Source organism: Gemmatimonadota bacterium, from assembly GCA_041390125.1.
Taxonomy (GTDB): Bacteria; Gemmatimonadota; Gemmatimonadetes; order Longimicrobiales; family Gaopeijiaceae; genus JAGQIF01.
Genome location: JAWKQN010000023.1, coordinates 43,532 through 65,457, shown reverse-complemented (window position 1 = coordinate 65,457; position 21,926 = coordinate 43,532). Strand labels below are relative to the sequence as shown.

Sequence of the window (21,926 nt, the reverse complement as noted above, 5' to 3'; positions counted from 1 at the left end):
GGACGGGCCGGGGCCCGAACGGGCCCCGCCGTCGGGGGCCGCAGGTCTGGACGGCCGGGTCGCGAAGCGGTCGTGACCGATCCGGGACCCGGATCCGGCGTCTGGGGCGGAGGACGTTCCGATCGTCGGCCGAGGAGCCCGCCGGCACACGCCCACCCGCCACCCGGCTGCGCACCCGTGCCCATCGCCTTGCCCCATACCGAGAGCAGGGGAAGGTTGGGGATTCCACCGGGAGTCCCCATGTCCGACAGCCATACGAGCGCTCGGTCCGCCGCAGGGCCGTCGAGCGACATCACGCACCTGCTGGCGCAGGCGAGCGGGGGGGATCGCGCCGCGTGGGACGCGCTGCTGCCGCAGGTCTACGACGAGCTCCGGCAGGTGGCGGGCGCTCGCCTGCGCCTGGAGCGCGACGGCCACACCTTGAACGCCACGGCGCTCGTGCACGAGGCGTGGGTGCGCCTCGTGGGCCAGGAGCGCACGCGTTGGCAGGGACGGGCACACTTCTTCGCCATCGCCTCGCAGGCCATGCGTCGCATCCTGATCAACTACGCGGAGGCCCGCAACGCGGCCAAGCGCGGCGGAGGTGCCGCGCACGTGCCGCTCTCGGATGCCACCGCCGTGATGGATGCCCGCCAGGCCACGGAGCTGCTCGCGCTGGATGACGCGCTGCGCGAGCTGGAGCGCTTCAACGAGCGGGGAGCCCGCGTCGTGGAGTACCGATTCTTCGGGGGGCTCGGACACGAGGAGATCGCCGAGGCCATGGGGCTCTCCGAGGCCACCGTGCGACGCGCCTGGCGCGCAGCGCGCGCGTGGCTGCGGGATGCGCTCGGCCCGTCCGTGGCGCTGGAGGAGCCTTCCGCAGACAGCCTGCTCCACCGCAGACCCGGCTCCACGCCGTCCTCCGGCTCCGGAACCTCGCCGTGACCGATACCCGCTCCTGGGAACGCGTCGAGGAGGTCTTCCACGGTGCGCTCGAACGGGCGCCAGAGACACGCGAGACGTTCCTGCACTCGGCGTGCGCGGGCGATCCGGAGCTGGAGCGGCGGGTGCGTGCGCTGTTGCGCGCGGAGGACGCCGCGGACGGGTTCCTCGAGACACCGGTCGCGCGGGTGCAGGACGCGGCCCGCTCCCTTCCCGACGATGCCCACATCGGCCCGTACCGGCTGGTGCGGCCGCTGGGCGGCGGCGGCATGGGCGACGTCTTCCTGGGCGTCCAGGAGGAGGCGGACTTCCGCCGCTACGCGGCCATCAAGGTCATGCGCCAGGGCGCGCCCGCCGGCTTCGCGGAGCGCTTCGCCCGCGAGCGCGCCATCCTGGCGGGGCTCGGCCACCCCGGCATCGCGCGCTTCCTCGGGGGTGGGACCACCGACGATGGTCGCGCCTTCTTCGTCATGGAGCACATCGAGGGCGAACGGCTGGACCGCTATTGCGACCGCCGCGTCCTGTCGATCCGCGAGCGCGTGGAGCTCATGCGCCAGGTCTGCCTGGCCGTGCAGCACGCGCACGGGAACCTGGTGGTGCACCGCGACCTGAAACCCTCGAACATCCTGGTGACGGCGGAGGGTGCGCCCAAGCTGCTCGACTTCGGCATCGCCAAGCTCCTGTCGTCCGACGCACCGGAGGAGACCCGGACCGGGTTCCGCCTGGCCACGCCGGAATACGCGGCCCCCGAGCAGATCCGGGGGGATCCCATCAGCACCGCCACCGACGTCTACGCGCTCGGTGTGCTGCTCTACGAGTCCCTGTGTGGACACCGCCCCTTCTCCGCCGCGGAGGCGAGCGGGCGCGCGCTGGCTTCCGATCCCGCTCCCGCGCCGCCGCCGAGCCTGGCCGCCGGTCGCTTCGCCACCCGTCAGCTCCCCGACGGGGATCAGGAGACGGTCACGCCGGAGGACGTCAGCGCCAAGCGCCGCACCGAGCCTACGGCACTGCGCCGCCGGCTCCAGGGAGACCTGGACAACATCGTCGCGCGCGCGCTCCGCTTCGCTCCCGAGGAGCGCTACGTCTCGGCCGCCGCGCTCGCCGACGATCTCGAGCGCTGGCTGACGGGCCGCCCCGTGCGGGCCCGGCCCGACTCCCTGCTCTACCGCACGTCCAAGTTCGTGCGCCGGAACCGGGCAGCGACGCTCGTGGGCGTGGCACTGGCGCTCACGCTGGTGATCGCGGCGCTGGTGACGCTGCTGCAGAACCAGCGGATCCGCACAGAATCCGCGCGCGTGGCCGCCGAGCGCGACCGGGCGCTCGCCGTCCAGGGATTCCTGCTCGAATCGTTCGGAGCCTCCGGCGGCGACGCACTGGCCGGCGACTCCGTGACCGTGCGCCAGGTGCTGGACGGTCAGGCCGCCCAGGTGGAGGACGCCTATGCCGGTCAGCCCGCCACGCGCGCGGAGATGCTGCACGTGCTCGCGGACGGGTACGAGCGCCTGGGCGCGTGGGAGCCCGCCGAGCGGTGGGCGCGTCGCGCCGTGGAGGAACGGCGCTCCCTCGCGGGAGGGGCAGCGGACGCCGACCTGGCCCGCTCGCTCACGCTCCTGGGCTGGATCCTGCGCGAACGCAACGCGCTCGACGAGGCCGAGGCGTCGATGGCGGAGGCCCTCTCCGTCTGGCGTACGCTGGAGGCGGACTCCGCAGGGCTCTCGCGCACGCTGAACGACCTCTCGGGCGTCCTGATGAGCCAGGGTCGTCTGGACGAGGCGGAGCCGATGGCGCGGGAGGCGCTGGAGATCCGGCGCGCAACCCTGCCTGCGAACGATCGCGGGATCGCGATCACCGCCAACAACCTCGCCAACGTGCTCGGGCTCCAGGGTCGGCACGAGGAATCGGCGGAGCTCCTGCGCGAAGCGGTGGCGATCCTGGAGGAGACGCTCGGCCCGTACCATCGCCGCACGCTGACTGCCCGCCGCAACCTCGCGGTGCGCTACGGCTGGCTCGGCGACTGGGAGCGGTCTGCGGAGATCGGCAAGCAGCTCGTCGACGGCTTCGAGCGGCTGGGCTCCGACGACCTGGGCCTCGCCTTCGCGATGGAAGCGTACGGCGGTGCGCTCTGGCGCACGGGGGCGCTGCCGCAGGCGGACAGTGTGCTCGACCGCGGCCTCGCGATCGCCTCTGCGCGCTCGGACGGAGCCCACGAGGTCAGCGCCTGGCTGCATCTGCAGAAGGCCGCGCTGCGGCAGTCCGCCGATCGGCGCGAGGAGGCGCTCGAGCAGGTGCGCGCTGCGGTGGACGTCTACGACCGCATGTACGACGATCATCCCATGCTCGCCACGACCCTCGGCCGTCTGGGTGCGATGGCAACGGATCCGTCGGAGCGCGTGCGGGCGCACCGCGCCGCCGCCGAGATGTGGACACGCCTGGAAGGCGATGCGGATGCACGCACGCTGCGCGCGTCGGCAGCCTGGGGACAGGCGCTGGTGGCCGACGGGCGACCGCGGGACGCGCTCCCGCTGTTCGAAGCGCTGGCGCACACGCTGGCGGCGACCCCGGACGCGGATCCCCTGTCCGCACCCGCTCCGCACCTGGGACGCGCAGAGGCGCTCGCGGCGTTGGGCGACACCGCGGCAGCCCGGACGGCCTTGGAGGAGGCCACGCCGTTGCTGACGGGCGAGGCAGACGTCACCGCCAACCGCGAATGGAAGGCACGCGTCGAGGCTCTGCTGCGCGGCACCGGCGGTCCCTAGGAGCCGACCCGCGGCGCCAGCGGGTGGCCGATGGCGTCGGGCGTTCGGCATTCCCGGCCGCTCACCCGCGCCGCGCGCATGCTGCAGGGCATGCTCCTTGCCCCCGGGAGGGTCGTTCCTCCTGGACCAAGGCGGCCGCGCTTCCATGAAACTCCTCAAGGTCCTCTTCGCGCTCGAGTTGCTCGCGGGTGCGCTCTGGGTCTTCCCGGTGCTCTTCGACGCGCGCCCGGGGATGGAGCTGCTCCCGGTGGTGTTCTTCTCCGCCCCGCTGCACCTGGCCTGCATGACGGTCGGCGGGTGGGCGTTGCTCCGTCGACCGGACCACCGACGCTGGGGCCTCCTGGTGGCGGTCACACCGCCGGTGCTGCTCGTGCTGCCCTTGCTCCTGCGCGACCCCCAGGGCGTCCCGCTGCTCCACGGCGTCTCGAGCACGCGCTGGGTCGCCGCTGCCCTTCTCAGCCCCCTGGCCCTCTGTCTGCTCCTCCCCCACAAGGTGGCCGGGTATGTGCCCGCCGCCCTCTTCCGGAATCGTCTCCTCCACTACCTGCCGACCGCCCTGACGGCGCTCATGCTCGCGGGTTACGGACTGCTGGCGTGGTACCTCGTCACCGACCCGTTGAACGGCTCGCTGCAGCCGGTGCTGGCACCGCTGTTCCTGCTGGGGCTCTGGGCCCCCGTGCTCGCCGTGCCTGCGGCCCTGTTCGATTGGGTGGGCCTCTTCCAGAAGAGCGAGCGTGGCCTGCACCCCGTGCGCGTGGTGGGACTCGGGCTCGCGCTGTCCAACATCGTCGGCTCCGCTCTGCTGATGGGGTACCTGGCCGCGGCGGTCGGGTCGGGGTAGCCGACCGCCGCCCCGACCAGCAACCTTCCCCGGCGCTCCCGCTGTCCAAGAGCCTGTCGCCGTCTCCCGGTCACGGCGCTTCCCCGTGGTCCTCGGGTCGCCCCGGTCGGGTCCCGGCTGCATCGTCTCCACCTCCCTCCCGCGCTGGAGGTCTTCCATGTCGGTCCCCGCGGTGTTGACGGCCCTCCTGGTCCTGACGCCCATCGATGGAACCCTGCCGATGCCAGCGGACACCGTTCATCTGGACGTGGGTGCGGCCGAGGTCGACGGCCGGATCTTTCCGGCGCATCTCGCGCGCAACCGGGTCTATCTCGCGCCGGATGCGCCCCCCGTCACGACGTGGACCAACGAGCTGCTCGTCGGGGATTCGGCCGGTCGCCCGGTCCAGCGTTGGATCACGCGCGGAGTGGGCCTGCAGGCCGAGGGCAAGGGCGGCACCTGGGAGCTGCATCAGACCTACGACGCGCGTACGCTGCAGCCGCTCACGTACTTCCGGACCGGGAGTGACGGCGCGTCGCTCCGCTTGCGCGTGGACGGGACGCGCGTGCACGGTGTCGCGCTGAGCCCGGGCGGCGCCCCCGAGCCGGTCGAGTGGACGTTGGACCGCCCGGCCTATTTCGCCGGTGCGTCGGACCTGGTGCCGATGGCGATGGAGCTGGCGGAGGGGATGATCGTGACCGCGCCCGTGTGGTCACCGGGCATGGACGCGACCGAGGTGCGGGTCTTCGAGGTGCACGGAATGGAGTCCGTCCTCGTGGAGGGCGCGCGCGTCGACGCCCGTAAGGTGGTCGAGCGGGTGCGCGCCACCGGTGCGCTGGTCGCGACGTGGTACATCACGGACCGCTCGCCCTACATGGTGATCGGCGAGACCCCGCTCGCGAACGGCGGCGTGCGGCGCGTCACCGGGGTGGACCTGGACCGGGGCCGCTGACGACCGGGGCTGGGCGGCGCACGCTCAAGCTCCGTGCTCGTCGCCTCGTAGAAGATACCGACGCACCAGGCGGCGGATTTCCTGTTCCAGGACGTCCCGGGGTAGCGGCTCCGGGACCAGGTCCGCGTCCGCGCCGAGGAACAGCGCAGGCATGAGTGCCAGCAGCGCGGTCACGACGAATGCGGTGGCCCGCGCCGGATCCGGATGGGCCGCCCCATCCGCGGTGCTGGCGAGCGCGGCGCGCAGCTGCGCGAGCACATGCCGATTGAGCCGCCCCGACAGGGCGCGGACCTCCTCGGCGCCGAGCGAGAGCGAGCCCGCATACGCCCGCATCAGCGGCGCGCGCCGGCTGTAGATCCCGAGCAGGTGGTCGATGAACGCGTCCAGCAGATCCTGGGCTGCACGCCCCTCCCAGCGTTCGACCGCCAGCGTCTCGGTCCACGCGCGTGTCGCGGCCTCGTGCTCCTCCCGGAGCAGATGGACCAGGAGCGCCTCCTTGTCGGCGAAGCGGTGGTAGAACGAGCCCTTCGACGAGGACGCCCCCTGCACGATGTCGTCGACCGTGATGTCGGCGAACTCGCGCTCCTCGAGGAGCGTTCGGGTCGCGGTCAGGATGCGCTCGAGCGTGGCCCGGCTCCGAGCCTGCCGGGGCGGGTTGAGGGACTCGGGGGCGCCGGACGCGTCCAGCCCGATCCCCTCCCTGGTGGGCGGGATATCGTTCATATTAGACTATCATAGTGTTTTGGGTCTAATTTCAACCCCGGGACCGCCGCCGATGCCCGTCCCACGCCCGCGAACTGTCCATGTGGCCCTTCCGGCCCTCGTGGCAGCGGCCCTGACGACCCTTCCCGCCCTGGCCCAGGAACCGCCGGCCCCGCAGCCCCGCTCGGGCCTGCGCGCCCAGACGCCCGTCCCCCCGTTCCCCTACACGGTGGAGGAGCGCACGGTGGAGGGACAGGGGGCCCGTCTGGCGTGCACGCTCACGCGCCCGATGGACGCCGCGGCGGCGCCGGGCGCGGTCCTGCTCACGGTGGCCGGCCCCAACGACCGGGACCAGACCCACTCGGGCCACAAGCCCTTCCTGGTGCTCGCGGACCACCTCACCCGCCAGGGCATGGCCACGCTGCGCTGCGACGACCGCGGCGTCGGCGGATCCTCCGGCAGCCTGACGGACAGCTCCCTGGAGGACCTCGCGCTCGACGCGCGCGCCATGGTCGCCGCCCTGGCCCGCGAGCCGGGCGTGGGGGCTGTGGGCGTCATCGGCAACAGCGAGGGCTCGGTGGTCGGTGCGCTGGCGGCGGCCGCCGCGCCCGAGGCCGTCTCGTTCGTCGTGCTGTTGGGAGGCGTGGGTGTGGAGGGGGCCGCCGTGATCGGTGCGCGCCTCGAGTCCCAGGCCCGGCAGGCGGGCGTTCCGGCGGACGTCGTGGGACCGGCGCTGGCTCGCTTCGATTCGCTGGTGGCGATCGTGCGCGAGGTCGGCGGCGTCGGGATCGAGGCGCTGCGTCGCGACCGGCCGGCGCTCCACGCGCGGCTGAGCGCCATGGCCCAAGAGGCCGGGCGCGGCGATCCCTTCCTCCCTCAGGATCCCGCTGCGCGCACGGCGCTCTTCGCGGGTCCGTGGTACCACGATCAGGTGACGCTGGACGGCGGAGCGGTCCTGGAGCGCGTGCGCGTCCCGGTGCTGGCGCTCACGGGCAGCCGGGACCGCACGAACCTGCCCGCGCAGAATCTCCCGGCGATCGCGGCGGCCCTGGAGCGCGGCGGCAACCCCGACTTCCAGGTGACCGAGCTGTCCGGTCTGAACCACGTCTTCCAGACGGCGCGGGTCGGTGGGATGGCGGAGTACGCGACCCTGGAGGAGACGTTCTCGCCTCGCGCCTTGCGCGCGATCTCGCGTTGGATCGGCGATCGCTTCGGTGGTGCAGGGGGCCGCGCTGCGGGTCGGAGCCCAGGGGTCGACCGATGATGCGGTGCGACACGGGCCCGTGGTCCGCTCCGGCGCCGATCGGTCCCCGGAATCCGCCTCGGCGAGGCTACCGGGCGCTCGGCTGCTGCCTCCCATGAGGGCGCGCCGGCCTGGATGCCGCCTTTCAGGATGAGCCCCCGACACCTGGATCGGGAAGACCCTGGAGGAACCGATGCGCCCACCCCGCACCCGCACCGCCCCCCGAGGACGGGCCCGTCCTCTGCTGCCTGGCCTGCTGGCGGCGTGCGTGGCCCTGAGCGCCTGCGGCGGCGACCTCGATCCGGTCGGGCCGTCGACCCCGGAGCCCGGCGTCACCAACCCTCCGACCCAGCCCCCGCCGCCCCCGCCTCCCCCGCCTACGACCAGCACGGGCGCAGGCTCGAGCCAGAACAGCTTCGGCAAGGAAGGGGTGAAGGCGACGGGTGCCGTCACCGAGACGGCTGACGGTCTCTCGGTCAACGGTGGACTCTCGCTGACCACGCAAGGCCACACGGTCGAGTTCGTCGACGCCAGCATGAGCCTGCGCTACGACGAATCCGGTCGGGTGGTCGCCGTCTCGGGAACGGCCAAGGTCCCGCCGCCGAGCGACCGGATCCAGTTCGCCGAGCCCCTGGAAGCGGACATCGGGCTCTTCTCGGGCGCCTTCCTCAACCGGGAGCGCGAGCTCCCCATCCGCCTCCAGGACGACACCGACTACTTCGTCTACCGGATCAAGGCCGCCTTCGAGATGCGGATCGCCACGGGCGAGACCGGCGCCAACGCCACCAAGCCGCTGGTGGTGCGCGCGCCCATCGGAGGCGAGATCCTGATGATCGTCGACTACACCGACCCGATGTACTACGTGTACGGCGCCCAGGACCTGATCGGAGATGCCGGCATCGGTCGTTCCTTCCACGGCCGTATCCCGTTCGTGCCGGACCTGCCCGTCAACGGTCTCGGCACGTTCGATGGGCAGAACACGCGCACGGGCAGCTTCACCCTCTACAAGGTGATCGCGGTGTCCGGGCAGATGGTCGACAACGAGACCAGTGAAGTGCATCTCGCACTCGCCGATCCGTTCGCGACCGACGTGAGCCGCAGCTATCAGGCCGGCTACAACGGTGAAGCCCAGCTCGACCTCTTCTTCAAGGACTTCGTGGGCCTGGAGATCCCGCTGGGCCGGGCCAGCGGCGGTGTGTTCGGCTCGGCCAGCCTGCAGAACGGCCTCGGCGCCCACGCCTACGTTCGCGGTGAGACGGCCGACTTCTCCTGGTGGCCCACGTTCCTGCCGGTCAAGCCCGCCAGCAGCCTGGACGTGGAGGGATTCGTGCAGTCGACCGGCGCGTTCGGGATCAGCCTGGAGGGTCAGTATGGGTGGCAGTTCCCGTTCGGTACGGCCGCCTACACGGGACGCTTCAGCATGTCGCCGGATTCGATCGGGTTGACGGGGGGCTTGGTGGCCGGCACCCAGACCTTCGAGGTCTCGGGGGGCATCACCAACCGGGCGACCTCGCTGGACATCAAGCCACCCACGGCGCTGGTGGACCTGATGACGGCCGACGTGCAGGCCCGCATCTCGGACGAGATCGCGAGCGCCGAGAAGGCCTGGAACGACCTGCAGAAGGCCACGGGCGACTACGAGATCGAGCTCAGCCTGCGCGGTCTGCGGACCCAGATCCCTGGCATGGTCGACTACGCCAAGGCGGAGATCAACCGCCAGATCTCCAGCCGGCTGTCCTCGCACAGCGGAACCGTCTACTACTCGTCGCTGCGCAATGCGGTGTACGCCCAGCGCGACACGTACTTCCGTGAGCTGGACGCCCTCAAGGCGGCGGCCCGGCAGATCCAGGACAACGCCGCCACCCGCAAAGCCATCGAAGACACCCTGCGGCGCGTGGCGGCACGCAAGATCATGACGATCACCTACCGTCACAAAGTGCTGGGCATCACCGTCAAGACGGTCACGGTGTCGGTGCGCGTGCTTACGGACGCGCAGGCCGCCCAGCTGCTGCAGGCCGCGGACCATGTGAAGTACATCAAGGAGACGTCGGACCTCAAGCTGCAGATGCAGCAGATCTACGACACCGTTCCCGGCAAGGAGCTCTTCGAGAAGGCGAAGGCCGGTCTCGTGAACGCGCCTCTCGTGCAGTCCGTCGGAATGGAGATCCTGCACCAGAGCGGAAGCGTCTCGGTCTACGTGATCCTGGGTGGGCAGCGCCACAGCCTGGGCCAGGTCAATCCGTTCGACGTGCCGGCCATGGCGGCGAGACTGGCCGAGCTGGCCTGGAAGCAGATCGTCTGAGCGGAAGCCGATCGGACAGGTGGGAGAGATGCGCGTCGGCTACGCCACCCGGTCCAACGGCGGCCGGGACTGCTCCGCCACGGCCTCCAGGGTCTCGGGCACCAGCGCGGGGAGCGCGTCCTGCTCGGGGGCACGCACCTCGGAGAGCGTGACGAGCGTGGACTCGAAGATCCGGACCTTGAGCGAGAAGCCCAGCACGCCCCCTTCGGCATCTCCGAAGCCGCCACCGAAGCTCTCGGCGAGGCGGCCCAGGAATCCGCCGATGATGCGGAGCGGTTCGGACGAGGGCCGGGGCTCGGTTCCCTCCCCGGATTCCTCACCCGCCGCAGTCGCCCCGCCCTCGGCGGGACCCGTCGTCGCTGCGGGCGTCGCGACCGGGTCCGCCGGCTCCTCGACTTCAGGTGCAGGCGCAGGCGCAGCGGCCGGGGGCGGCGCCGATGAGACGGGAGCCGGCTCGGGATCCGAAGGCGGAGCCGCAGGCGCGGCCTGCGCCGGCGGCAGCGAAGCAGCCGGCTGGGACCCGAACGAGATGGCCGCGTATGTGACCTTCTCCTTCAGGCCCGCCTTCATGCTCACCCGGGCCAGCTGCTCTGCATCGATCTGCAGCGCCGAGGCGCCGTCGAACGCGCCCTGCACGTTGCCGGCGAAGAACTCCTCGGCGAGCGCCGCGGCCTGATCGAACGTGTCCTGGATGGCGGCGAGCTCGTCTGCCGACAGGTTCCCCTCCACGGTCATGGAGAGCCTGGAGTTGCTGCGGGCGGTGAGCGTCACGCTGCCCGCGCTCTGGCCCCCCGCCTCCACCTGCCCCGCGGCCAGGTCGACCGCTTCGCGGGTCTTGAAGCTCAGCCGCACCAGGTCGCCCTCCTGCGTCTGGATGATCAGCGAGAAGCGCTCCGAGCGGCGATAGCTCAGCGCCGCGGCCGCCCCGCTGGGCTCGGCGGGCCCCGCTCCCACCGCCGGATCGGCACAGCGGTGCTCGCAGCACCGCCCTCCGCTCCGGGCCGGTGCCGATCCCGAAGGCTCGATCCCCATCCGGGTCCACGGCCCGGCCACTGCGCTCTGGATGTCCATGCGTCGCTCCACCCGCGTAAGGTGCACACCCCTTCACGGGAGCATCGGCGCAGGAGCGCGGAAGTTGAGCGGACGCCTCGGCAGGTGGCAGATCCGCGACAGCGCAGCCGATCGGAATGGAGCGTTCCGCTCCCCGGGCGGACCAGGACGGCGCGCGACCGCTGGCGTCAGCGGTGAGGAGCCCGCTCCAGCAGCTCGGCCAGGTAGCCACCCCAGATGGACGGGATCGAATGCGTCCCGTGCCCGCGCGTCTCATCGGTGATCGGCAGCACGATGGCGCGGCCGTTCGGCACCCGCCGGATCTCGCGCTCGAGGATGCCGAGCTCCGGTGGATTGACCTGGTCGTCGGCGGAGTTGATGGCCAGCAGCGGCGCCTCGATCCGCTCCAGGTGGGGAGATGGATCGTAGAAGCGGGAGGCATCGAAGGCGTAGATCATGTCGTTGGCGTCCAGGCTGCGCCGGTAGCGCTCGACCATCTGGGCCATCATGGCCTCCGCCTCCTCGCGGGTGGGCGCGTCCTTCTGCCACTGCAGCGGGCTCGACACCATGAACATCAGGGCGTGGATGGCCGGGGTGAGCCCGGGCGGCTGCTCGGTGTAGTCCCCTCCCTTCCAGGCCGGATCGTCCATGATGGAGCGCAGGATCATGGCGCGCTGGATCCGGTTGCGCCCGGCGATCTCGACCGGGAGGCTCGCGAGCGGCATCAGGGCGTCCATGAAGTCCGGGTAGGTGTAGCCCCACACCCAGGTGTGCATGCCACCCATCGACGTGCCCATCACCAGACGCAGGTGGTCCACGCCCAGGTGCTCGGTGAGCAGCGCATGCTGCGCGCGGACCATGTCGTCGTAGGTGTACTTGGGGAAGCGGGCGTGCATGCCGTCCGACGGCTTGCTCGATCGTCCGTGCCCGATGCCGTCCGGCAGGACGATGTAGTACTCGCGCGCATCGAGCAGCTTGCCCGGTGCGAACAGCTCCCCGGCGAAGCGCGCCGACAGGAAGCCACCGCCGGTACCGGTGGTGCCGTGCATGACCAGCACGGCGTTCTCCACGCGGCCCTGCGCGTTGCGGCGCGGTGTGCCCAGCGTCCGGTAGTGCTGCGAGAGATCCATCCGGGCGCCGTCATCGAAGACGAAGTCGCGGATCACGAAGTCGCCCTCGACCGGGTCGGGCCAGGTCTGCTGGGCGTGGAGCGGGACGGTGGCCCCGGAGACGAGCGTGATCCAACCGACGAGGGTGCGGGCCCACGGGGCAGGACGGGTTGGCGAACGAGGCATCATCGCGTGAACCTGGCGCCGGGGCCGGGCGCCCGCCAGTCACCGCGTGCCCGCCTGGCCTCCACACGGCCGCGCGATCCTCGACACGGAGCGCCGCAGCTCGTACCGTATACGAAACTCTTCGTACATTGAGCGGTCCGCTCCGGTCGGAGCCTCCGCTCCACGCAGGCGGCCCCACGTGACCTTCCCCCACCGCTCCACATCGGTCCTCCCGCTGCTGGGTGCGCTCGCGTGCGGTGCGGGCGAGCCGGCCTCCGCGACGTCATCCGCCGAACGCACGGACAGCGCGGGCGTCGAGATCGTGGTTCACACCACGGCAGCGGATGCACTGCCGGTCTTCGCCACGGTCGATACGGTGCCGGAGCTCCGCCTTGGATCCCTCGCGGGCGCCACGGCGGAGCAGTTCGCCTCGGTGAGCGACGTCCGGCCCCTCCCGGACGGCGGCGTCGCGGTGCTGGACCGCCAAGCCGCGGAGATCCGGCTCTTCGCGGCGGACGGGTCGTGGCGAGCCACCCTCGGGGCCAAAGGCGAGGGACCGGGAGAGTTCCAGTCCCCGGTCCGCCTGGGGCTACTGCCCGGGGACACGCTCGCGGTGTTCGATCCGCAGCCGCGCCGCATCACCCGCTTCGCGCCGGACGGGACGCTCGGACGCATCACGACACTGGCCGAGATGCGCGCCCGCGTCTCGGACGGAGCGTTCCTGCCGGACGGGCGCTTCGTGGGGCAGTCGCGGCTGGTGTCGGAAGGCGCCACACCGCCTTCCCCCGGCGCGAGCCTCGTCCGCGACACCACCGTCCTCACGCTGTTCGACGTGGAGGGCACGCCCGTCGACACGCTCGACGTGCTGCCGGGTCTCGAGACCGTCGTCCACCTGGAGATCGCCGCCAACCGGGTCTCCATCTGGAGACGACCCACCATGTTCGCCCGGGCCAACCATTTCGCAGTGGCCGGACGCTCCGCGTGGACCTCGGAGAGCGATCGCTTCGAGCTGAGGCTCCGCGACATCGAGAGCGGCGCCCTCCGTCGCGTCGTGCGCGCGCCGCAGCTTCAGGTGCCCGTGACGGAGACGATGGCGCGCGCCCTCTTCGCGCGCGCGGTGGAGGACGCCGACAACGCGGAGATGCGGAAGCAGACCGAGGACTGGCAGGCCCTCTCGCCCCGTCCGGAGTTCGCGCCCGCGTTCGACGCGTTCGTCGCGGACGAGCAAGGACGACTCTGGGTGCGTTCGTGGTCCGTGGAGGGGTCTGGGGGCCGGTGGTGGGTCTTCCGGGAGGACGGGTTCCTGCTGGGCTCCGTGGACGTTCCCACCGGGCTGACGATCACGCACATCACCTGTGACGAAGTCTGGGGGGTGCAACAGGACGAGCTGGAGGTGGATCACGTCGTCCGCTACCGGTTGCGGGGAGCGGGCTGCTGAGCCCACAGCGCGTATCGAGCATCGGACGATCCTCGCCCCTCGCGGGACCGACGCCACCCCCGCGCCCGGCCGCTTCGACGCCGCAATGCCGTTTCCTCCGCGACGACGGCCTTTTCGCCCCAACTAAGGCCCGATCCGCTCGGATCCGTGAAACCACCCGCGCCTTCGCGGGTTCCTTCCGGCGCCCGCTCGCACGTTCATTGGAGACAGCCGGAGACGGAGCAGGTCATGGAAGGAAGCACCGCTGAAAACGTCGGAAAGTGCCCGGTCGCGCATGGCACCCCCGTGCACATGCGGACGGGGGGCACCTCCAACCGCGATTGGTGGCCCAACCAGCTGAACCTGGGCGTTCTGCACCAGAACTCGCCACGTCGTGATCCCATGGGTCCGGACTTCGACTACGCCGAGGCGTTCTCGACGCTGGACCTCGACGCGATCCGCAAGGATCTCCACGCGCTGATGACGGACTCGCAGCCCTGGTGGCCCGCGGACTACGGTCACTACGGGCCTCTGTTCATCCGCATGGCGTGGCACAGCGCCGGCACCTACCGCATCGGCGACGGCCGGGGCGGCGCGTCCTCCGGCACGCAACGGTTCGCGCCGCTGAACAGCTGGCCGGACAACGGCAACCTGGACAAGGCGCGGCGCCTGCTGTGGCCCATCAAGCAGAAGTACGGGCGCAGCATCTCCTGGGCCGACCTGATGATCCTGGCCGGCAACGTCGCGCTCGAATCGATGGGCTTCGAAACCTTCGGCTTCGCCGGCGGACGCGAGGACATCTGGGAGCCCGAGGCGGACATCTACTGGGGCGCAGAGACCGAGTGGCTCGGCGACAAGCGCTACTCCGGCGAACGGGCGCTCGAGAACCCGTTGGCCGCGGTACAGATGGGGCTGATCTACGTCAATCCCGAAGGCCCCAACGGGAAGCCCGATCCGCTCGCCGCCGCGATCGACATCCGCGAGACGTTCGCGCGCATGGCCATGAACGACGAGGAGACCGTCGCGCTGATCGCAGGCGGTCACACCTTCGGGAAATGCCACGGCGCCGGTGACCCCGCACTGATGGGCCCCGAGCCCGAGGGCGCCACCCTGGCGGAGCAGGGGCTGGGCTGGCTGAACCGTCACGGCACCGGCCTGGGCGGCGACACCACCACCAGCGGCCTCGAAGGGGCCTGGACGCCGACGCCCACGCAGTGGGACAACACGTACTTCGACACGCTGTTCGGCTACGAGTGGGAGCTCACGAAGAGCCCGGCGGGCGCCCGGCAGTGGACGCCGACGGATCCGGCCGCCGCTACGACGGTGCCGGACGCCCACGACCCGCGAAGCGTCACGCCCCCATGATGGCCACCACGGATCTCTCGCTCCGGGAAGAGATCCCATCTACCGCCCCATCGCCGGAACGCTTCCACAACAACCTGGCAGAGTCCGCGGACGCGTTCGCTCGCGCCTGGTACAAGCTCACGCACTGGCGGCCTACCCCGCTACCTGGGCCCGCTGGTGCCGCAGGAGGAACTGCTCTGGCAGGATCCGTGCCGGATGTCGACCATCCCCTGGTGGACGAGTCTGACATCGCGGTTGAAAGCGGTGCTCGACTCTGCCTCTCCATCTCGGTTGGTCGCGACCGCGTGGGCTTCGGCGTCGACGTTCCGCGGATCGGACAAGCGGGCGGCGCCAACGGCGCCCGCATCCGCCTGGCGCCCCCAGAAGGACTGGGAGGAATCAGCCACACAGCTGGCCAAGGCAAGCGGAGAAACTGGACGCCTCCGCAGGTCCTTCAATGCCGCGCAGAGCGGTGAACGCGCATCTCCCTCGCCGACCTCATCGTGCTGGCGGGCTCCGCTGCGGTGGAGCAGGCCGCCAAGGCCGGCGGCGTCGACGTCCAGGTACGGTTCACCCCGACGGACGGATGCCTCGAGGAGCAGACGGACGTCGACTCGTTCGCCGTTGAGCCCATCGCGGATGGCTTCCGCAACTACGTCAAGGCCGACTACACGTTCTCCCCGGAGGAGCTGCTCGTGGACAAGGCGCAGCTGCTGACGCTCAGCGCGCCGGAGATGACGGTGCTGGTGGGAGGCCTGCGCGTCTTGAACGCCAACGTGGGCGGCTCCCACGGTACTCCACCGGCCAGCTCGGTGCGCTCACGAACGACTTCTTCGTGAACCTGCTGGACATGGGCACGAAGTGGACGCCTACCTCAGACGAGGAGAAACTCTTCGAAGGCCGCGACCGCGCTACGGGCGAGCCTGGGCGGACGGGCACGCGCGTCGACCTGGTGTTCGGCTCCAACTCCGAGCTGCGGGCGCTGGCGGAGGCGTACGGCTGCCGTGATGCGCAGGAGCATTTCGTGCGCGCCTTCGCGGCTGCCTGGGCCAAGGTGATGGAGCTGGATCGCTTCGACCTGAAGCGGTAGGAGGTCCACCCCGTCCGGATCCGCGAACCGGCTTCGGGTGCACGGCACGAGGGGGTGTCCCGGTCACGGGACACCCCCTCTTCGCGATCCAGCCGGAAGGACACGGAGGCGCAGCACGGGCGCCCCGGTCTCACTCCACGCCCAGCGACTCCATCGGATCCACGGACGAGGCGCGCCGCGCCGGTACATAGCTCGCCAGCAGCGCGACGCCCAGCATCACGCTGGCCATGAGCGCGAAGGTGGAGAGGTCCAGCGCCTCCACACCGAAGAGCAGCGCGCCCAGGAACCGCGTGGCACCGAACGCCACGACCAGGCCCACGGCCACACCGATCAGGGCCACGCGGCCGCCCTGGTAGACCACCATGCGTCGGAGGCCCGTAGGCTCGGCGCCCAGCGCCAGACGCACCGCCATCTCGCGCTTGCGTTGGGCGACCACGTAGGAGAGCACACCGTAGATGCCCACCGCCCCCAGCACGGTGGCCAGCGCCGCCGCCAGGACCAGCAGCATCATGGTGAACGACAGGCTGGCCATCGTGTTGGCGGCCAGTGTCTCCATGGTGAAGACCCGGTACATGGGTGAGTCCGGGATCATCTCGGCGATGATGGCCCGCACCTCGGGTCCGATCTGGTTCGCGCGCGCCGTCTTCATCACGTAGGCCGGCGACGGAGACACCCCCGGCAGGTAGACCATCGGCTGCGGAGGTTGGCGGAAGTCGTCCACCCGCGTGTCTTCGACCACGCCGACGACCGTGAACCAGGTGTCCGGAGCGTCCGCGGGACGGAGCTGTTGATCCAGGGCATCGCGGCCCGGGAACAGCAGCTCGGCGGCTGCCTGGCTGATGATCACGTTGGGCGCGCCCTGCTGCTCTTCCAGACGATCGAAGAAGCGGCCTTGCAGGAGCTCGATGCCCATCGTCTGGAAATAGGCGCCTCCGGCGCCGGCATTGCGCACGCGCGGCGGCTCTGCTCCGCTGGCCTCGATCTGTGGAGGCTGTGACGGCCGCGGACGCCGCGCCCTCGTCCAGGGGCAGGGTCGATGAATCCCACGGACCACGCCCGGCAAAGCTGCGAGGCGATCCATGAACGTGTACTGGAACTGCGACATCGCAGCACGGTTGCGCAGGTCTTCACGCGTCACCGCCACCTGGAACGTGAAGATGTCCTCCGTATCGAAGCCCACGTCCACGTTGCTCAGTCGCTGGAAGCTGCGCACGAGCAATGCCGAGCCGACAGAGCAACACCAGCGTGCGGACGCGGTCTGCAGCACCACGAGCACGTTCCGGTGATCCGGAGCGAAGCCCGCCCCACCCCGTCCCGCCCGTCGCAGGTCGCCCAGCAAGCCGACGCCCGAGAAGCGCACGGAGGGGAGCATCGAAGGCCACCGCCGCGAGGACGGAGATCGCCGCGGTGAAGGCCAGGGTCGCGAGATCAACTCCCGCCTCCGCCAGCCCGGGGATCGGTGCGCCTGGAATCCACCGGCGACCGTCCGGCGCGGCCCGGACCACAGAGGGAACGGCGGCCCAGGCGAGGAGTGCTCCGCCGATGCCGCCGGCCGTGGCCAGCAGGACCGCCTCGGCCATCCGGTCCGGGACGTGACCGGCGCGTCGGGCGCCCAGCGCATGGCGCACCGCGAAGTCCTCGCCTCCGGCTCTCCGCGCATTGCGAACAGGGCGGCCATGCTGGTGCAGGCGATCAGGAAGACCAGTGCGACCGTCCCCAGCAGGATCCACAGGGGCGTCGACACGCGTCGACCAGGTGATCGCGCGAGCGGCGTCACGACCGCCCGGTACTGCGCCACGCCCGCTCATATCGGGGACCGCCCAGTCCTCCTGCACGCGCTGCGGCAGCGGAGCGAGCTGCGCCAGGAGTGCCTCCTGCTCCACCCCGGGGCCAACCGCGCCACCAGGTCTGGTCCGAAGCCTGGGGCTCACCTCGGCAGCGCGGATCACGAGGGGCACCCAGAACGCGGTGCGCTCGTCCGGGAAGCGGAAGTCCGGCGGCAGGACGCCGATGACGGTACGCGTCTGCTGTGCGAACTCGTAGCTGCGGCCGATCACCTCCGGATCGGACCCGAACCACTCCTGCCACAACCAGTGGCTCAGCACGACGACGTTCGCGTCGTCGTCGGCCGTGGGCAGGCGGCCCTGGAGAGGCTGGGCACCCAGGGTCGTGAAGAACGAAGGCGTGGCCTGGGTGAGGAAGAGCTGCTCGATGCGGCCGTCCACACGCGTCGTCGACGACCCCGTGCCATACAGGCCGAGATCCTCCAGGGCCGGTACCGCGCTCGCGTACTCCAGGTACAGCTCGTCCGGGACGCCCAGATCGTCGGGCATATTCGTTCCCGGAGCGGTTCCCCCGATGGACACCAGCCGCTCGGCCTCGGGGAACGGGAGCGGATCGAGCAACACGGCCTCGACCACGCTGAAGATCGCGGAGTTCGCGCCGATCGCGAGCGCCAGGGTGCCCACCGTCACCGCTGCGAACATCGGTGCGCGGGCCAGGCTGCGCGCCGCGTGCTTGAAGTCCCTCATCCAGGATTCCACGGTACCCCACCTCCCCATTCGGATGACACCCGGCCGCGAAGATCCCCTCTCCGGCCCCCCCTGCTCTTCGGCGCGTCGGCGCCTGCCGACCGCGCGAGGATTCCACCACGCCCACACCGCCGCCGCGACCTCCCGCTGCAGGCGCCACCGCGCAGACAGCGCGGACCGACCGCTCTCCTTGTCGTCGGCGTAGCGCTCCAGCACGTCGCCCTGGAGGAATTCGCCCTCTTCGCCGCGCAACGTCCAACGGAGGACCCAGCGCTCGGGGGCGGGCAGCCGTGGCGTGCTCACGCCACGTCCCCGGTCAGGGCATCCGGCTGCGGGAGGGGGCGCTCCTCGAACAGGATCGGATGCTCCAGCTCCCCCAGCGCGCGTCCCATGCCGGTCCTCCTCCCGTGATCCTCAGTCCGCCCGCAGCACCCGCACCAGATCCAGCGTCGTGGCCCGGCGGGCCGGCAGCCAACTCGCCAGCAGCGCGGCCGCCAACAGCACGAGGCCCGTGCCGGCGAGCAGCCACGGATCGCCGGGACGGACGGCGTACAGGAAGGACGCCAGCACCCGTCCCGTCGCCAGGCTGAACAGCAGGCCGGTCGCGAGTCCCCAGACAGCCACCACGAAACCCCGACGAAGCACGAGGCGCAGGACCGCGCGCGGTTCCGCCCCCAAGGCCATGCGCACGCCGAGCTCCGCGCGCCGCTCTCCGACGGCCTGAGCGAGCGCGCCGTAGAGGCCGAGCGCGGCGAGCAACGCCGCCACGGATCCGAATCCGCCGATCAGGAGCGCGTGGAACCGGGGCGCAACGCGCGTCGCCGCCATGCGCTCGTCCATCGGGCGCACGGCGCCGGACGGGAGGACGGGGTTGAACCGCCGCGCCGCGTCGCGCAGCCCCGACGCGACGACCGCAGGCGGCACCTCGGTGCGGATCAGCGCCTCCATGGAGGTCCAGGCGACCTGGCGATGGGGGACGTACAGCGCCGCCCGCGGTCCCTCGTCGGTGCTCGTCTGGATCACGTCCTCCACCACACCCACGATCCGCACCGTCCGGTCGCTGTCGCCGTCGAGAAGTCGCACGGGCAGGCCCAGGGGCTCGCGTCCATCCAACTCGCTCCGGACGAAGGCGGCGTTGACCACCGCCACCGGTTCGCCGTCCGGGCCGTCACTGTCGCGGAAGTCGCGCCCCTGGATCACGTCGGTGTGCAGCGTGCTGAAGTATCCGGGCGTCACCGCGTAGCCGGCGATGCCTTCGCGACGGACATCCTCGGCGTCGCCCGGCAGCAGCAGCCGCGGCGCCCACGACGGGGAGCGGAACGGGGCGTCGCTGGTGCCGGCCACCGCGACCACGCCGGGCACGGACGCCAGCTCGGCCAGCAGCCGGTCCCAGTCCTGCCAAGGGGGGCCGTCGGGTGCGCCCGGGCGCTTGAGGGGGACGTCCAGGGTCACGAGGTGCTCGGCCTCGAACCCCGGATCGTTCGCGCGCAGTCGCAGGAAGGACGTGAAGAGCAGCGCGGCACTCGAGACCAGCACCATGGCCACGGCCATCTGTCCACCCACGAGCACGGAGCGCATGCGCGCAGCGCCGTGGTGCCGTCCCCGTGCGCGCAGGTTGCCCAGGCGATCCCGTTCGGGACTGGACAGCCGCAACGCGGGCAGCAGCCCGGCCGCGAGCCCGGCGCCGACGGCGAGCAGGAGTGCCACCGCCAGGATGCGGCCATCGACAGCGACATCCTGCAGCCGGGGAATGGAGTCCGGAGCGTAGCGGGAGAATACGGCGACACCCGCGTAGGCGCAGCCGACGCCGACGGCGCCCCCGAGGAAGGCCAGAAGCCCGGCCTCCCCCAACAGCAGGCGCATCAACCGCCAGCGCCCGGACCCCAGGGCACTGCGGATATCCAGCTCCCGGACCCGCTCCAGTGCGCGCGCCAGCAGAAGGGTGGCCGCATTCAGGGCGGAGAGCGCCAGCAGCAACGCGGCCGCGATCAGGAACATACGCAGCGTACGCGCCGACGTGCCGACGGTCTCGTCGAGCAGTGCGTTGACGCCGATGCCCAGATGGGTGCCGTCCGGGTAGACGTTGCCCTCCGGGTACGTGCGGGCGAGGGCCGCAGCCACCGTGCGCCCCTCCTCGCGCGCCGCGTCGAGCGTCGCGCCCGGACGCAAGCGACCGACGACCGCCAGGCTGCGTCGGCCACGCTCGGCGTACCGGGGATGGTCGGAACGGAGCGGCAACCAGAACTCGGGCGTGGTCCCGAAGAACGTCTCCGGCGGTTGGAAGTCCGCCGGCAGCACGCCCACGACGGTGAGGGTGCCGCCGAAGCGCTCCAGCGGACGGCCCACGACCGACGGATCGGCGCCGAAGCGCGACTGCCACGCCGCCCAGGAGAGCATGACCACGCCGGCGGCGGCCATCCCCTGCTCGTCGGACGCAAACGTACGGCCGAGCGCCGGCCGCACCCCGAGCACCGAGAAGAAGGCGCTCTCGACCTCGGCCGCCGGGACGATCTCGGGCCCCTCGCCCAGGTCAGGAAGCAGCAGGCTCGTGCGCTCGATCGCGGCGAGCGGCTCGATGGTGCGCGTACGCTGCCGGAAGTCCTCCAGGTTGGCGAGGGAGATGCCCGCCAGATGTTGGAGGTCGGCACGCCCCTCTTCCCACTCGCGGCCGGGGAACGTTGCACCCACGGCCACGATCCGTCCGGGCTCCGCGTAGGGGAGCGGGCGGAGGAGCACCCCGTCCACCACGCTGTAGATGGTGGTGGTCGCGCCGATCCCCACGCCGAGCGTGAGCGCCACTCCCCACGCGAAGCGCGGGCGGCGGAGCACACCACGCCACGCCATCGACAGATCCTGCCGCCATCCCCCCACGCTCCACCTCCCCGATGCGGTCCGTCGCGGCTGCGAGAACCCGTCCCCCAGCCCCTGTTCCCGTCCGTCCAGGCGCGCGCGCACGGCTCGCGGACGCCACCATGCCCACACCGCTCCCAGGGCTTCCCGTCGGAGGCGCCGGCGCGCCGAGCCCGCTGGGAGGTCCCGGTCCAGATCGTCCTGATAGCGCTCCAGGAGATCGCCCAGCAGGAACTCGCTGCCTTCCCCGCGCAGCGCCCACCGCAGGAGCCAGCGCTCGGGAGCCGGCAGCCCGGGCTGGTTCATGCCGAGTCGCCGACCAGGGAGTCCAGCTTGGGTAGGAGACCCTCCGCCATGTCCTGCAGCGTGCGCGTCGAACGCCGGAGCTCCAGCGCGCCCTCGGGCTCGAGGCGGTACAGCTTCTTCCGACGGCCACCTCGCCGTGGAGTGGGCTCCCCGACGCGTGCCCGCACGAAGCCGCGCGTGATCAAACGGTCCAGCGCCGTGTAGATGGCGCCGGCGGAGATGCGACGTCCGGTGCGCTCCTCGATCGAGCGCCCGATGGCCGCACCGTACGCGTCGTCCCCGAGGTCGACGACCGCGAACAGGATCAGCTGCTCGAGCTCGCCCAGCGAGCGTCCCATGCCGGTCCTCCTGTGATATACACTTCAGTG

At 71.4% G+C, this 21,926-nt stretch carries 14 protein-coding genes and 1 pseudogene; 8 read left to right on the top strand and 7 right to left on the bottom strand.

What is annotated here, in order from left to right; all coding sequences use genetic code 11:
• Window positions 1-240 precede the first annotated feature (240 nt).
• From R3E98_19885 to R3E98_19870, 4 genes are all read left to right on the top strand, one after another.
• On the top strand, window positions 241-924 hold the full coding sequence (locus R3E98_19885; GenBank protein MEZ4425665.1) for an ECF-type sigma factor: 684 nt from the start codon (window positions 241-243) through the stop codon (window positions 922-924).
• Window positions 921-3,677 (top strand): serine/threonine-protein kinase, encoded by a 2,757-nt coding sequence (locus R3E98_19880; protein MEZ4425664.1) that lies wholly within the window; start codon window positions 921-923, stop codon window positions 3,675-3,677. The genes R3E98_19885 and R3E98_19880 overlap by 4 nt, the downstream gene beginning before the upstream one ends.
• A 145-nt stretch (window positions 3,678-3,822) precedes the next feature.
• Window positions 3,823-4,518 carry a hypothetical protein gene (locus R3E98_19875; protein ID MEZ4425663.1) on the top strand — a complete coding sequence of 232 codons (696 nt, stop codon included), beginning with the start codon at window positions 3,823-3,825 and terminating at the stop codon, window positions 4,516-4,518.
• 157 nt (window positions 4,519-4,675) lie between these two features.
• On the top strand, window positions 4,676-5,449 hold the full coding sequence (locus R3E98_19870; GenBank protein MEZ4425662.1) for a hypothetical protein: 774 nt from the start codon (window positions 4,676-4,678) through the stop codon (window positions 5,447-5,449).
• A gap of 24 nt (window positions 5,450-5,473) precedes the next feature.
• Here the strand turns inward: R3E98_19870 and R3E98_19865 are convergent, their stop codons facing one another.
• Complete coding sequence (locus tag R3E98_19865; GenBank protein MEZ4425661.1) at window positions 5,474-6,172, bottom strand: TetR/AcrR family transcriptional regulator; 699 nt, start codon at window positions 6,170-6,172, stop codon at window positions 5,474-5,476.
• Between the two features lie 82 nt (window positions 6,173-6,254).
• Between R3E98_19865 and R3E98_19860 the strand changes: the two genes are divergently transcribed.
• Window positions 6,255-7,415 (top strand): alpha/beta hydrolase, encoded by a 1,161-nt coding sequence (locus tag R3E98_19860; protein ID MEZ4425660.1) that lies wholly within the window; start codon window positions 6,255-6,257, stop codon window positions 7,413-7,415.
• Window positions 7,416-7,587: 172 nt separating this feature from the next.
• Window positions 7,588-9,696, top strand: coding sequence for a hypothetical protein (locus R3E98_19855; protein ID MEZ4425659.1), 2,109 nt, complete (start codon window positions 7,588-7,590; stop codon window positions 9,694-9,696).
• Window positions 9,697-9,735: 39 nt separating this feature from the next.
• Here the strand turns inward: R3E98_19855 and R3E98_19850 are convergent, their stop codons facing one another.
• Together R3E98_19850 and R3E98_19845 are read right to left on the bottom strand one after the other, a co-directional pair.
• Complete coding sequence (locus R3E98_19850) at window positions 9,736-10,767, bottom strand: hypothetical protein (protein ID MEZ4425658.1); 1,032 nt, start codon at window positions 10,765-10,767, stop codon at window positions 9,736-9,738.
• 167 nt (window positions 10,768-10,934) lie between these two features.
• Window positions 10,935-12,041 carry an alpha/beta fold hydrolase gene (locus tag R3E98_19845; GenBank protein MEZ4425657.1) on the bottom strand — a complete coding sequence of 369 codons (1,107 nt, stop codon included), beginning with the start codon at window positions 12,039-12,041 and terminating at the stop codon, window positions 10,935-10,937.
• A gap of 178 nt (window positions 12,042-12,219) precedes the next feature.
• Here R3E98_19845 and R3E98_19840 point away from each other — a divergent pair, with 178 nt between their 5' ends.
• Window positions 12,220-13,458, top strand: a complete 1,239-nt coding sequence (locus tag R3E98_19840) for a hypothetical protein (GenBank protein ID MEZ4425656.1) — start codon at window positions 12,220-12,222, stop codon at window positions 13,456-13,458.
• Window positions 13,459-13,686: 228 nt separating this feature from the next.
• Window positions 13,687-15,871, top strand: a pseudogene (gene katG / locus R3E98_19835) (catalase/peroxidase HPI).
• 130 nt (window positions 15,872-16,001) lie between these two features.
• Here katG and R3E98_19830 read toward each other — a convergent pair.
• From R3E98_19830 to R3E98_19815, 4 genes are all read right to left on the bottom strand, one after another.
• Window positions 16,002-17,084 (bottom strand): FtsX-like permease family protein, encoded by a 1,083-nt coding sequence (locus R3E98_19830; protein ID MEZ4425655.1) that lies wholly within the window; start codon window positions 17,082-17,084, stop codon window positions 16,002-16,004.
• Window positions 16,999-18,402 (bottom strand): ABC transporter permease, encoded by a 1,404-nt coding sequence (locus R3E98_19825; protein MEZ4425654.1) that lies wholly within the window; start codon window positions 18,400-18,402, stop codon window positions 16,999-17,001. The genes R3E98_19830 and R3E98_19825 overlap by 86 nt, the downstream gene beginning before the upstream one ends.
• Window positions 18,403-18,816: 414 nt before the next feature.
• The gene (locus R3E98_19820; protein ID MEZ4425653.1) at window positions 18,817-21,558 is read right to left on the bottom strand and encodes an ADOP family duplicated permease; all 2,742 of its coding nucleotides are present in this window, start codon (window positions 21,556-21,558) and stop codon (window positions 18,817-18,819) included.
• Entirely contained in the window at window positions 21,555-21,896 is a 342-nt protein-coding gene (locus R3E98_19815) for a PadR family transcriptional regulator (protein ID MEZ4425652.1), read from the bottom strand. Before R3E98_19815 ends, R3E98_19820 begins: the two co-directional genes overlap by 4 nt.
• Window positions 21,897-21,926: the final 30 nt, after the last annotated feature.